Raw genomic sequence first — 13,889 nt, 5'->3', positions numbered from 1 at the left:
TTGACGGTTACTAATCCGATTCTCTTATATCGCTTATTGTGACCGAATTTATTCCATCAATTTCAGTAACTTTTACATTAATCATTTCAAATTTCGAAGTAGGAACATTCTTACCTACATAATCTGCTCTTATAGGCAGTTCCCTGTGGCCTCTGTCAATTAATATTGCCAGTTGTATGGCACTTGGCCTTCCTAAATCCATTACTGCATCAATAGCCGCCCTGGCTGTCCTTCCAGTGTAAATAACATCGTCAACAAGAACCACTCTCTTTCCGGTTACAGGAAAATTAATCTCTGTACCGTTAATTACCGGATGTTCCGCCAACATACTCAGGTCATCCCTATAGAAAGTAATATCAAGAATTCCCATAGGTACTTCCTTACCTTCAACTTCTTTAATCTTTTCTGCAATCCATTTTGCCAGTGTAACTCCTCTTCTCTGTATTCCAATCAGCACAACGTCAATAATACCTTTGTTTTTTTCAATTATCTCATGAGCAATCCTGGTTAGAGCCCTGTTCATTGCATTTTCATCCATGATTTCAGCTTTTTCTATCATTACCCTTCACCTCCTAAAAGCTTTTTTTGCATATAGGAAAGTATACTCTGAAAAGTATACCCTAAATATGAAAAAACTTCTTGCCAGTCAGCAAGAAGACAGTGTATTAACCTAATCGAACAAAATTTCCATAATATATTTATAAATAATATAAATTTCGTTTCCTTCCAGCCTCTCTGGACTAATTAAAGGTACTTATTAATTTAAATTCAGAATATCATATTTCAGGTTTATTGTCTATATTTGTTTTATTATGAAAATTTATATTGTTTTTGCCTGATTATTATAATTATTGACCAAATAAATAATTTTATTAAATAAAAATTACTTGGTACTTAACAAATTCGTTTACATTATGAACCACATTACGTCAACCGGAATATTATATTAATGAATAATAAATTGGAGGGAACATGATGAAGAATTATCCTATGAATATGGTAGGCGAAATACAATATCCTTTATCCAAATGTCCTGCAGAGGCTATATATGCTCATGCATATGTGCCATATCAGGTTCTTTCAGACATATATCCACCTATGGTTGGGTTATGTAAAGGAACTATATTCCCGGAATTAGACGCGCCCTACGGTACCGACCCTGAATATACTGTAGACGCATAAACAATAACTTTAGATTATCTGATGCTTAATTGGGTAATCAGCAATACAATTAAAAATAATTTGCCGGTACATCGGCGGAATGGTGGTGAATTATGAACTATCAACGAAATTACCAACATGATAATTTGCTTCGGGAACTTATGGCAGCAGATTTTACTCTTATAGAACTGGGTCTTTACCTTGATACTCATCCTACAGACCAGGAAGCGATAGCTCTTTTTAACAGCAACCTTCAGAAAGCAAAAATGCTTAGAGAGACTTATGAAAGAATGTACGGGCCATTAACCATACACACTCCATCCAACAGAAATGTCTGGAAATGGATAAACAGCCCGTGGCCATGGCAGATTTATTAAAGTCATATTAAAATATATAAAACAATATAGTTTTAAAGGCAGGACCTTTGCTGTGAAAGGTTGAAAGTCATATAAATGGTAATGGAATTCCAAAATGTTAAAATCCAATAAATTTATAATGAAATGGAGGTGAAGCCGTTACTGTAAAACTTAATATTAATTCAAAAAGTTCAAATAAGGATAGTAATTTGTTAAAGTTTTACATTAGCGGTTAACTATGTGGATATATGATAAAAAGTTAGAATATCCTGTTAGAATAAAAAATCCGAATCCTAGAATGGCGAAATATATAATTACTCAGTATGGCGGTCCGGATGGGGAACTGGCTGCTTCTCTCAGGTATCTGAGCCAAAGGTTCAGTATGCCCACAGAGGAAGCCAGAGCAATATTGAATGATATAGGCACTGAAGAATTAGCCCATTTGGAAATGGTAGGTACCATGGTACACCAGCTTACCAGAGATGTCCCTGCCCATATTATGGAAAAGGAAGGACTTGGTGACTATTACGCAGATCATGATCACGCTGTTTACCCCATGAGCGCAGCTGGAAATCCTTTTACTGCAGCTTATATTCAGTCAAAAGGTGATCCTATTGCTGACTTGATAGAAGATCTCGCTGCAGAGCAAAAGGCAAGAGCCACTTATGAAAACCTGATAAATCTGGCAGACGACCCTGACGTAATTGACCCTCTTAGATTCCTCAGAGAGAGAGAGGTTGTTCATTTTCAAAGGTTTGGAGAGGCTTTAAGAATAGTGGAGGAAAAACTGGCACAAAAGAAGTTCTTTGTAAAGAAGCCGGGAAAGTAATACTTTGAAAACGACCCGCATCAAACGAGATGAGGGTCGTTTTCGACTATTTTATTAATATTTCAGCTCTTCAAATTAGTTTTCTTTTTCTAAAGCCTCCGGTGATAAAACGCCAGGCCGCCTTTTTGTTTGTCAACCAGGCGATTTGAACATCATTTTTTGTGTTGCTGAGTATTCTGGGTACAAAAAATTCTGCAACTGTTTCTGGTTTATCTGCCAGTATATTAAATATCTTTTTAAACTTTTCGTCCGATATAACCTCCGACTGATCTCCATCAGGTGTTTTGGTAATGAAATCGGTGAGCATCATACCGGGTGACAACCGCCCTGCTATAACGCCAGTACCCACAAGTTCCCTGGCCAGTCCTTTCATAAAGTACGTTAATGCGTGTTTGGTGGTACCGTAAAGGATTGTCTTAGGCTGTATCATATTGTTGGAGCCTAAACCTTCCATGCTATAGATTGCGCCATGGCCTTGTTTCAGCATTCCTGCCGCGGCAATTTGAGAACCATATATCACGCCGGTAATATTGGTCTTAATGACATTTTCAGTATAAGTTTCGCCCGTTTCCCAGGATAACAGGTGTGGCACGTTTTGTCCCGCATTATTAATCCATATATCTATATGGCCCCACCGCTTCATAGAAGCATCCCAGAGATTTTGCAGACTTGTTTTTTCCTGGACGTTACATGGAATATAGATATATTTATCTTTATATGGTAAAAGCTCAGTACATGCCGCATCTGATAAAGCTTCACCCCGGCCGGACAGTGTAACTCTGCATCCGGACCGCAAGAATTCTTTAGCCATATAAAAACCTAAGCCCCTCGTGCTGCCGGTTATTACTACATTCTTCATAGACAACCCTCCTTATGGATTCTTTTATATAAGTAATTTTATAGTCAATATGATACGCAATATAATTAAGTAAACTATTATGCCGGCTTAGCCAGGCGCAAAAGGTTGTTTTTAGCTGAGCTGTTATATCCTCACATTTACAAAGTCTTTTGCTACAATTGAATCTTCTGTAACTTTGCAATCAAGGGCAAGAATATGAAGACCGGCTTTCTCTGCCTCTCTTAAAGCATCTCCGAAAGCCTTATGGGTTTTTCTGTTAGGTGTAAAATACAATACATTTTCCATCTGCACAATAAATACCATATAAGCTTCGTATCCATCTTTCATGCACTGGCATAGTTCATTAATGTGCTTTATTCCTCTTTCAGTTGGTGCGTCCGGGAAAAGTACCACACCCTCTTCCTCCAGCGTTACTCCTTTAACCTCTGCAAATAGCTTTCTTGAAGAAGTTTCTATATAAAAATCAAACCGGGAGTTTCCATATCTGGATTCAGGTTTTATCAGAACAATTTCATCGAAATAATTGCTTTCACATACCCAATCATAGAATACCTTATTAGGTGCCTGACTGTCTATATTAACAAGCCTATTGCCTTTACACACCGTTATTAAATCATATTTTGTCTTACGTAATTGATTATCGGTCTCCTGAACATATATTTTTGTCCCCGGGATTAGCAGTTCTTTACACCGTCCTGTGTTTTTCACACGGCATAATTCAGATTTGCCGTTAATTTCTATATTGGCCAAAAATCTGTTTGGCCGGAAAATAAATTTTGCTTCTTTTACATTTTTATATTTCATAATAATAAGCCTTTTATAAAATAATTTGATTAAAAATTCAACAGACAACATTAAACACCCAGATTATAAAATGAAAACAAGATTTTATCAAGCTCCAAAGGGCAATTGGGCAGGACAAAAGGAAAAATTCATAATCCTATCTTCCCTCCACTCCTACTTAAATTATCCTGCACAATATTCACAATGTCTGCAATAAAATCTCCTATAACTGGTAGATTCAACATCACTATTTTTCGAAGCAAATAAAGACCTATAGCTCCAAGGAGGGAGAAACCTACCGCTATTCCAAATCCCCTGGCAACACCGCTTATAAAATTTGCAAAAATCAATTTCCTGGGGTTTTCAAGATAATTTATATAGTCTGAAATTCTGGATTTCTCCATACTAAGTGATAGTGCATCTATTTTTTTGCTGATAATTTCTAAATAATTTTTTTCATTATAATTCTTGTCATGATTCTTGTCCTTTTTTCTATTTTTACCGGCCATATTAATACCTCCTTCATATATAATTTCCAAAATTTATGCTGTTAAAAACTATTAAAGGTTTTTTCTTGTTACATTCTTTTATTTCTGCATATACACTTTATCACTATATACTCTTTTCTGAGTTACCTTCATTGTATTTGTTTAAAAATTGGATAAATTATAATATAATTATTATGATTTTTCTTTGAAAAAGCTTTTTGAGTAATTAATAAAGCAATAATGCATAAAGATATCAAAAGTGTTGTTCAATCATGCTGTTAAATCTATATAATAATTAAACTATTATTAGGAGGTATTATAATGGAATATAAAGCAGATATCGGTGTATTTGGAGGTTCAGGCTTTTATTCTTTTTTGAGTAATGTAGAAGAAATTGAAATGGACACCCCTTATGGCAAACCCAGCGCCCCAATTGCAATTGGAAAATATGAAGGTAAAACTGTTGCTTTCATACCCCGTCATGGGAAAAACCATCAATATCCTCCGCACATGATACCTTACAGGGCAAATTTATATGCCATGAAACAGCTGGGAGTAAAAAGAATAATTGGGCCCACTGCTTCAGGAAGCCTGCAACCGCATATAAAGCCAGGGGATTTCGTAATTACTGACCAGTTTGTGGACAGAACAAGCGGCCGGAAAGATACATTCTTTGATGGTCCGGAGACAAAACATCCGAGCGCAGCTTATCCATATTGTCCTGAACTTCGCAAAATTGCCATTGAGACGGGAAGATCCCTTAATATTCCCATCCATGAAAAGGGTACTGTTGTTGTCATTCAGGGACCACGTTTTTCCACAGTGGCAGAAAGCCGTTGGTTCAGCAAAATGGGATGGGATACTATAAATATGACTCAATATCCTGAAGGTTATCTTGCCCGTGAGCTTGGGATCTGTTATGTAAATATTGCGCTAATAACTGATTATGATGTTGGCCTTGAAGGAAGAGATGATATTACTCCGGTTACACATGAAGAAGTAATAAAAGTTTTTAATGATAATAATGATAAGCTTAAAATCCTTTTATTCGGGATGATAAAGAATATAGATATAAACAATTTCAATTGCGAATGCAGTAAAGTAGTATAGCATCAAAAGCAGCAGTAAAATTATCATACTCTCTATACTATTGACATAAGCTTTTTAATATGCTTTGAAAACGGGCTTTATGAAAAAGTTCATGGTATAAGCTTACCCGTAAGAATTAAATAAGCCATATAGTTATAAACATATATGGCTTATTTTTTTTTATACATTTATTTATCTTGGGACTTTACCTTATTCATTCGCCAAATAATTTCACCTAATGATTTTATCCAATTTTTTCTTTTTGATTAACCTATATTTATATTATAATTTCACCTAAAACCTGCTTAATCAAATTCTCATCATTTATAAAAAGCCGTTCCACCTTCCCTATGTCTCTGGGTAAGACAAAAAGCAGTCGTCCATCCTTTACTTTTTTGTCAAAAAACATCTGATTATACAAACCATCAACATTAGGGCCGGAAACATTAACAGGAAGGCCCAGCCTTTCAAGTAGCATTGCCACTCTTTCCGCATTTTCCTGGCTGGTCATTCCAAGTCTGCAAGCCAATTTGAAAGCTCCAACCATGCCAATGGAAACACATTCCCCGTGAAGTAAAGTAAAATCCATCTTGCTTTCAATTGCATGCCCTATGGTATGTCCAAAATTCAGTATCGCCCTCAGGCCTGTTTCTTTTTCATCCTGTTCTACTATGCTTCCCTTAAGTGAGCAATTTTTACCGGCAATATATTTCAGGGTTTCCACATCTAAAGCAAGGATTTTATCTATGTTCTTTTCAATGTATTCAAAAAATTCACGGTCCATAATTAATCCATGCTTTACAACCTCAGCCATGCCTGATATCAATTGCCTTCGGGGCAAAGTTTTCAGCGAGTTTACATTAATATAGACCAGTCTGGGCTGATAGAAGGCTCCCACCATGTTCTTACTACCCTCAAAATCGACCCCTACTTTACCCCCGACGCTACTGTCAGCCTGTGCCAGTAGAGTAGTTGGAACCTGGATAAAATTTATCCCTCTCAGATAGGTGGATGCAGCAAATCCAGACACATCACCTACCACTCCCCCTCCAAGGGCCAGGATTACAGAATTTCTTTCAAACCTGTGTTTTTTTATGCAGCTATAAATTTCCTTTATTGTATCAAGTGTCTTATTTTCTTCACCGGGAGCCATTACATATTTATATATCTCACAGTTACAGCCTTTCAGTGCTTCATAACATTGATGGTACTGGAGTGCATCTACATTTGAATCTGTGATTATCATTATTTTTCCACTGATTCCTGATGCACTGATGCACTCAGGCAGATGTTCATAGCTATCTTCAATATATATCGGATAACTCTTTTCTTTAAGCCTAATATCAACCCTACTCATTTACACCTTTGCAACTGTCATGCTGACAGTTTCTCCATTAATATTCCATTCCTTGCTATAGCCTTCTGAGCTTCCTTCAGCTATTTCATCAGCAAGTACTTCTTCTGCAATTAACTCCTTATTTCTCTCAATTATTTCTGCAATTTTATCATTATCTTTATAATACAGCCTGATATGGTCCTGTACCTCAAAGCCCGCTTCTTTTCTCATGGTCTGGATCTTGCTGGTTATCTCGCGGACAAAACCTTCTTCTATAAGCTCAGGTGTGAGGTTTGTATCAAGTACCACCGTAATATTTTTTTCAGCTTCAGTAATGAAGCCTTCTTTCTGGACAACCTCAATGAGAAGATCTTCCTTGGATAAAGATATTTCTGTACCATCAACTGTTAATACCAAATCTTTTCCTGCATCAAATCCACCCATTACTTCCTGGCCGTCCACTTCCTTTAACAGCTGAGCTATCTTTGGCACCAGTTTTCCATAGCGGGGGCCTAATACTTTCAACTGAGGTTTGAACAGATAAGTTGTAAACATATTTGTATTATCCGTAAATACAATATCCTTAACATTAAGTTCGTCTTTTATCAGATCCCTGTACATTTCAGGAAGCTCGAATTCTGCCATAACATACATTTTCCCCAGAGGTTGCCTGTTCTTTATATTGGCTGAATTTCTGCATGCTCTCCCAAGGACTACTACCTTTAAAACCAGGTCCATATTCTTTTCAAGTTCTTTATCTATAAATTCCTTCCTGCTTTCCGGGAAATTACACAGATGTACACTTTCCGGTGCAGAAGGATTAATGTTTCTTACCAAGTTCTGATATATTTCCTCCGACATAAATGGTACAAAAGGAGCCATAAGCCTGGTAAGCGTATCTAATACTGTATAGAGAGTCATAAAGGCATTAATCTTATCCTGGGGCATATCTTTTTGCCAGAATCTTTCTCTGCTTCTTCTGACATACCAATTACTAAGATCATCAACAAATTCCTGAACAGCTCTTGCAGGCTCGGTTATCCTGTAATTTGCTAGATCCTTGTCTACCAGGTCAATAAGCGAATGTAACCTGGACAATATCCATTTATCTATTGTTGACAATTTTTCTCTATCCAGTGTGTATTCTAAGGGATTGAATTTGTCAATATTCGCATATAGCACATAAAAAGCATAGGTATTCCAAATAGTTCCCATGAATTTTCTCTGAGCTTCACTTACTGCTTCGTCATAGAATCTGCTCGGGAGCCATGGTGAACTTCCTGTATAAAAATACCAACGCAGTGCATCTGCTCCCTGTTTATCCAAAACTGACCAGGGGTCAACAACATTACCCTTGTGTTTGCTCATTTTTTGGCCATCTTTATCATTTACATGGCCTAAAACTATACAATTCAGGAAAGAAGGCTCATCAAAAATAAGAGTTGATATTGCCAGTAAAGTATAAAACCAGCCTCTTGTCTGATCTATGGCTTCACTGATAAAATCAGCAGGGAAATTTTCTCTAAATATTTCCTCATTTTCAAAAGGATAATGCCATTGTGCAAAAGGCATGGAACCAGAATCATACCAGCAATCTATAACTTCAGGTACTCTCTTCATTCTTCCTTCCTTACATTTTGGACATTTAAGATAAACCTTATCTATAAAAGGCTTATGAAGTTCGATATCATCTGGAACGTTTTCTCCCATTTCTTTTAGTTCAGCTATACTTCCAATTACATGGCGGTGACCGCACTGGCATTCCCATATAGGAAGAGGCGTTCCCCAGTACCTTGAACGGCTAAGTCCCCAGTCTACAACGTTTTCCAGGAAGTTGCCAAAACGGCCTTCTTTAATGCTTTCAGGCAGCCAATTTATCTTCCTGTTGTTTTTAAGCAGCTTATCCTTTACCTCTGTCATTTTAATAAACCATGTATCATTAGCATAGTAAAGCAATGGAGTATCGCATCTCCAGCAGAAAGGATAGGAATGCTCATAATCCAGGACCCTATACAAGAGATTTCTCTGATCAAGGTTTTTGATAATCTCAGGGTCTGCGTCCTTTACAAAAACATTTTTCCAGGGAGTAACATCTTCAGTAAACTTACCTTGTTCATTTACAAGCTGAACAAATGGAAGATCATTGTCACGTCCTACTTTAGCGTCATCTTCTCCAAAAGCAGGTGCAATATGAACAATACCGGTACCGTCGGTAAGAGTAACAAATTCAGCACCTACTACATAATGGGCTTTTTTGTCAATTTTTGCGAAGTCAAAAAGTGGCTCATATTCAATACCTATAAGGCTTTCACCGGGTTTCTCTTCTATCACCTGGTATTCTTCTTTCAGAACGCTCTCAGCCAATGCTTTTGCCAGAATATAAGTTTCATCCTTGCATTTAACTTCGACATAAGTTTCATAAGGATTTACAGCCAGGGCAACGTTTGAAGGCAATGTCCATGGAGTTGTTGTCCATGCCATGAGAAAACGCTGTTTTTCTCCTTTAACCAGGAACTTTACAAATATTGAAGGCTCCTTGACATCCTTATAACCCTGGGCAACTTCGTGGCTTGACAGGGAAGTACCACATCTGGGACAATAGGGGACTATCTTGTGCCCTTTGTATATCAGCCCGGCATCCCAAATTTTCTTTAATGACCACCATACAGATTCAATATATGAGTTGTGGTATGTTACATATGGATTATCCATGTCTGCCCAGTATCCTACCCTGTCACTCATTTTTCTCCATTCCTGCTCATATTTCCATACACTCTGCTTACATTTCTCAATAAACGGTTCAACACCATATTCTTCAATTTGCGGTTTTCCATTAATCCCAAGCATTTTTTCAACTTCAAGTTCCACAGGCAAACCATGGGTATCCCAACCTGCTTTACGCAATACTTTATAACCTTTCATAGTTTTATACCTGGGAATAATGTCTTTTATAACCCTGGTCAGTATATGGCCAATATGTGGCTTACCATTTGCTGTAGGCGGGCCATCATAAAATGTGAAAACAGGGCAACCTTCCCTTGCCTCAATGCTTTTCTGAAATATATTTTCCTTTTTCCAGAAATCCAGAACTTCTATTTCTCTTTCAACAAAATTTAAACTCGTAGATACTTTGTTGTACATAAAAACCACCATCCTGTCGTTATTCACCGGCATTTTTTTATTTATGCTTATCATGCTCTGATTTTTAAAATAAATGATAAGCAAGTTAAATAATTATTATTAAACAAACAACTAAAAATGAGCTAAAATAAAGTCCTCTCAATCCTAAGGGACGAGAAGACTTTTTCACGTGGTACCACCCAAATTACTAACGAATATTATATTACACAATATCAATACTGTAATATAACATCATTAATCACTTAATTTTATAACGGTTTCCCGGCACACCTTAATTTCATAGATCCATGATTTCAGGCTGCGACTCCTGGATGATTTTCAAAAGCACTCCCTGCAAGGCTTTCACCTAACCCCTGCTCTCTTATGAGGGTCCATGCTTTTTACTCTTTCCATTCATTGTCTTTTACATTATTTAACAAAAATTTTTACCTCAATTATTATAGCATTATACAATATATTCCGATAGAGTGTCAATATTACGATAATTAAGACATTTTTTTGCTTAATTTAGGTTTCCTCTTCAAACATCTGTTTTAATATCTGGAGTTGTGAATTTAGTAAAATTTCGGCTTTTGACTTAAATACATGTAGTTTCTTTCTTAGTTCTTCATATTCATATTTAATCCTGATTACTTCCTGGTTGGCATCATTTATTATTTTCTGGGCTTTAAGCTCTGCTTCCCTGATAATATTGTCTGCCTTTTCATAAGCACTTTTCTTAATATCTTCACTTGTTTGCTGGGCTATAAGTAAAGTGTTCTGAAGAGATTCCTCAATGGTTTTATAATGCTGCAATCCTTCATTCAACAAAGCTACTTTATCCTTTAACTCTATATTTTCACGTATGTACTGGGTATAATCCTCTATAATCTTGTCTAAAACCTCATTTACTGCATCTTCTCCATATCCAAACAGGGTCTTCTTAAAAGTTATATTTTGCAAATCATTTGGTGTATAATTCATATTGTTCACCTCTTTATCCCTAAAATGGCTAAAGGTCCATAACTAATTTAATTTTCCCCTATATTCCCAAAGCTATTCTTGCAACAATATTCCGTACCAGAGAAATTATAAGAAAAGCTATTATTGGAGAAAAATCTATCAACATAGTCCTACCAACAGAGGATCTTTCAATCATACTTCTTATGGGGCCAAGTATCGGTTCTGTTATTTGATATAACAGCATTATTATCCTGTTGGATCTTTGGATAGGAAGCCAGGACACAATAACTCGTGCAAGTATGGCGTATTCAATCACTCTCAGTACAATTAAGAAAGCAGTAATTATCATTATTTTCCTCCGTTACTTAACCCATGAAAAAATATTCTTGTTCTTAAACTCATCGCTAAAATCTCCTGAAATATCCACATTACTGGGAGCAACCACAAATATTCCGTTAGCAACTTTTTGAATATTACCATCAATAGTATAAACAGAACCACAAAGAAAATCTATTATCCTTTGTGCTACATCTTTTTCAAGATTTTCAAGATTTACAATTACAGGCTTTTTGTTTTTTAGATGATCACATATACTTTGTGCATCATCAAAAACCGCAGGCTGTACCACAACTAGTTTAACTTGAGATGAAGTGTGCATATTCACGACTTTCGGATTTTGTTTCTTGTAGCCTCCGATGGAATTATAAAACTGAGGCTGCTCATATTCCTCAGTCCTATCAGTTTTACTTTTTGTGCTCTCTTCTTCTATTTCTTCCTCTTCCACTTCCCAGCCGACAAGGTTTAACATTTTATTTAGTAATTTAGCCATGATAAGACCCCTTTCTCTTTTGTATATTTTCACCCTAATACCCATTAGATTACCTAAAACCTTAACCGCCTACGACGAATACATTAAAGTAATAATTTGTTTACCTGTGTCCAAATATTGCAGTACCTACTCGTATTATATTGGCACCTTCTTCGATAGCTACTTCAAAGTCATTGCTCATGCCCATTGACAGGTACTTCATATCTATATTATTAATATTTTCCATCTGTATGTCAATAAGCAATTTGCGTAGCTCTCTAAATACATACCTTACTTCTTCGGGATCTTCAACAAGAGGAGCAATTGTCATCAACCCTTTTACTTTCAGGTTCTCAAATTTACTTATTTCTTTAATAAATTCCACAGCGTCTTCCTGATTTATTCCGAACTTTGTTTCCTCTTTTGCGATATTAACCTGAACCAAAACATCCAAAATTTTCCCATGCTGGCTTGCCCTTTTCTGCAGTTCCTCGGCAAGTTCCATCCTGTCAAGCGAGTGAATCAGACAAACCTTGTCCACAATATACTTTACTTTATTTGTTTGTAAATGGCCTATTAAATGCCAGTTGCACTTACCGTTTACCTGTCCATATTTATTACATAATTCCTGAACCCTGTTTTCGCCAAGATCAACCAATCCCTGTTCTACTGCGATATTTATTCTTTCCGGTTCAACAGTTTTTGTAACAGCAACTATTTTTATATCATTTATAGTCCTTCCGCTTCTTAACGCGGCATTTGCCACTCTCTCTTTTAATTTAATAATATTTGAGGCGATATCAGTATTATTATTATTCATCAATTTATTATCTGTCCCTCCTCAATATTTATTGGATTGACCACGTATGTATCATAAAGGCCTATATACTTCTTGCCGGAACCCTCTGGATTGTCAATAATAGCAAAGTCATTATTGCTTCCTTTTATAGCCACTTCCCTTGTAACAGCACAATTGGCTTCTACCATAACTATATAGGCTTTCCCGGACTCCAGGTCAACATTTTTTAAACTCTTTAAAGGAACCTTTAGTCCTTCATTATATTCTTTTATCAAATCTATATTGATTTTTCTTAATGCAGAAGTTTCATTCGCATATCTGTCAACTTTTATGGCTACTATACACTTTCCGTCAATCTCTTCAGATTTGTAATAAATATATGCGGTATCAACAGTTTTGCCAATATCATTAAATCTTACGGATATTCTTTTCCCTTCCTTAAGGAACTCTGCAAATTTATAATCAAGGCACACAACTAAATAATAAGTATTTCCTTTAATAATCCTTGCAAAGGGTTTTCCTGCACTTACCTGGTTATCATTCATCATCCTGTTATCATTAATTTTTATATTATTTAATAATTCTGGCGTCAATTTGTTAATAGATTCAGGAGTAAGAATGCTTTCATAATTGTCTACATTATATGAAATAATTCCGGGACTTTTAGTAATTATTTCTTTTGTATTCTGGTCTACCTGTTCCTGCAGTTGATCCCTTTCTTTTTTTAGCTGCTTATAATAAGCATTATTGGTGATATTACCTCCCAGAATTGTTATCTTTTTTTTGGTAAGTTCATCTATTTGAAGCTTAATTCCATTACAGGAATCCAAATTGTTTATATTTATCTGATCAACTAAGGCTGCTATTTTCTCATTTATCTTTTTGTCAATTTTCTCAATATCATCGTTAAAAATACTTAGAGTATCCAGGTTTTCGTTTTGAATTTTCAGAAGGTTCTTGTTTTTTTCCTCTAAATCATCAAGCAATTTCACGGCAGACTGGTTCAATACGGTAGCCACCTCGTAATTTGCCGGTACTCTGTCGCCTTCTCCTGCCTTAGGGATATATATACCTTCAAACTGGGATATTATTTGTTCTTCATCTCTTATAATATATGCATCTGTATTGATTGAGTCTTCAATTACTCCTTCCCGAATAATATCGGTGCTTATGCTTGTTCCATATATCCAGTTCCACAGGGAAGGCAAATACAACACTAAAAACATTACTACTAAGAAGGTATTGGTTTTACTTTTTCTGTCTTTTCTTTTTACCTTCTCCATGCCATCCTCCCCAGC

The 13,889-nt window shown here is 36.1% G+C and carries 15 protein-coding genes and 1 other annotated feature; of the genes, 4 read left to right on the top strand and 11 right to left on the bottom strand.

Annotated features, from left to right (window positions below):
* Positions 1–10 precede the first annotated feature (10 nt).
* Positions 11–559 (bottom strand): bifunctional pyr operon transcriptional regulator/uracil phosphoribosyltransferase PyrR, encoded by a 549-nt coding sequence (gene pyrR, locus GXX20_02360; GenBank protein HHW30507.1) that lies wholly within the window; start codon positions 557–559, stop codon positions 11–13.
* A 437-nt stretch (positions 560–996) separates the two neighbouring features.
* Here pyrR and GXX20_02355 point away from each other — a divergent pair, with 437 nt between their 5' ends.
* From GXX20_02355 to GXX20_02345, 3 genes are all read left to right on the top strand, one after another.
* Positions 997–1,182 (top strand): spore coat associated protein CotJA, encoded by a 186-nt coding sequence (locus GXX20_02355; protein ID HHW30506.1) that lies wholly within the window; start codon positions 997–999, stop codon positions 1,180–1,182.
* Between the two features lie 92 nt (positions 1,183–1,274).
* The gene (locus tag GXX20_02350; GenBank protein ID HHW30505.1) at positions 1,275–1,538 is read left to right on the top strand and encodes a spore coat protein CotJB; all 264 of its coding nucleotides are present in this window, start codon (positions 1,275–1,277) and stop codon (positions 1,536–1,538) included.
* 217 nt (positions 1,539–1,755) lie between these two features.
* A complete protein-coding gene (locus GXX20_02345; GenBank protein HHW30504.1) occupies positions 1,756–2,346 on the top strand; it encodes a manganese catalase family protein in 591 nt (196 codons plus the stop codon).
* Positions 2,347–2,416: 70 nt separating this feature from the next.
* Here GXX20_02345 and GXX20_02340 read toward each other — a convergent pair whose 3' ends face one another.
* The 3 genes from GXX20_02340 to GXX20_02330 form a co-directional block, all read right to left on the bottom strand.
* Positions 2,417–3,205, bottom strand: a complete 789-nt coding sequence (locus tag GXX20_02340) for an SDR family oxidoreductase (protein ID HHW30503.1) — start codon at positions 3,203–3,205, stop codon at positions 2,417–2,419.
* 123 nt (positions 3,206–3,328) lie between these two features.
* Positions 3,329–4,009 (bottom strand): DNA/RNA nuclease SfsA, encoded by a 681-nt coding sequence (sfsA, locus tag GXX20_02335; protein HHW30502.1) that lies wholly within the window; start codon positions 4,007–4,009, stop codon positions 3,329–3,331.
* 128 nt (positions 4,010–4,137) lie between these two features.
* Entirely contained in the window at positions 4,138–4,428 is a 291-nt protein-coding gene (locus GXX20_02330; protein HHW30501.1) for a hypothetical protein, read from the bottom strand.
* A 369-nt stretch (positions 4,429–4,797) separates the two neighbouring features.
* Between GXX20_02330 and GXX20_02325 the strand changes: the two genes are divergently transcribed.
* Positions 4,798–5,586, top strand: a complete 789-nt coding sequence (locus GXX20_02325) for an S-methyl-5'-thioadenosine phosphorylase (protein HHW30500.1) — start codon at positions 4,798–4,800, stop codon at positions 5,584–5,586.
* Between the two features lie 256 nt (positions 5,587–5,842).
* Here GXX20_02325 and aroB read toward each other — a convergent pair whose 3' ends face one another.
* From aroB to GXX20_02290, 7 genes are all read right to left on the bottom strand, one after another.
* Positions 5,843–6,922 (bottom strand): 3-dehydroquinate synthase, encoded by a 1,080-nt coding sequence (gene aroB, locus GXX20_02320; protein HHW30499.1) that lies wholly within the window; start codon positions 6,920–6,922, stop codon positions 5,843–5,845.
* A complete protein-coding gene (locus tag GXX20_02315; protein HHW30498.1) occupies positions 6,923–10,042 on the bottom strand; it encodes an isoleucine--tRNA ligase in 3,120 nt (1,039 codons plus the stop codon).
* A gap of 144 nt (positions 10,043–10,186) precedes the next feature.
* Positions 10,187–10,448, bottom strand: a binding site (T-box leader).
* A 101-nt stretch (positions 10,449–10,549) separates the two neighbouring features.
* A complete protein-coding gene (locus GXX20_02310; GenBank protein HHW30497.1) occupies positions 10,550–11,005 on the bottom strand; it encodes a DivIVA domain-containing protein in 456 nt (151 codons plus the stop codon).
* A 58-nt stretch (positions 11,006–11,063) separates the two neighbouring features.
* A complete protein-coding gene (locus GXX20_02305; GenBank protein ID HHW30496.1) occupies positions 11,064–11,333 on the bottom strand; it encodes a YggT family protein in 270 nt (89 codons plus the stop codon).
* Positions 11,334–11,345: 12 nt separating this feature from the next.
* Positions 11,346–11,813: a cell division protein SepF gene (locus tag GXX20_02300; GenBank protein HHW30495.1), complete on the bottom strand. Its 468-nt coding sequence runs from the start codon at positions 11,811–11,813 to the stop codon at positions 11,346–11,348.
* 100 nt (positions 11,814–11,913) lie between these two features.
* Positions 11,914–12,612 carry a YggS family pyridoxal phosphate-dependent enzyme gene (locus GXX20_02295; GenBank protein ID HHW30494.1) on the bottom strand — a complete coding sequence of 233 codons (699 nt, stop codon included), beginning with the start codon at positions 12,610–12,612 and terminating at the stop codon, positions 11,914–11,916.
* Positions 12,612–13,874 carry a hypothetical protein gene (locus tag GXX20_02290; GenBank protein HHW30493.1) on the bottom strand — a complete coding sequence of 421 codons (1,263 nt, stop codon included), beginning with the start codon at positions 13,872–13,874 and terminating at the stop codon, positions 12,612–12,614. The genes GXX20_02295 and GXX20_02290 overlap by 1 nt, the downstream gene beginning before the upstream one ends.
* Between the last annotated feature and the right edge of the window lie 15 nt (positions 13,875–13,889).

It is taken from the genome of Clostridiaceae bacterium (assembly GCA_012840395.1).
Taxonomy (GTDB): Bacteria; Bacillota; Clostridia; order Acetivibrionales; family DULL01; genus DULL01.
The sequence above is the reverse complement of the archived record's forward strand: the minus strand, read 5'-3'. Positions and strand labels throughout refer to the sequence as shown.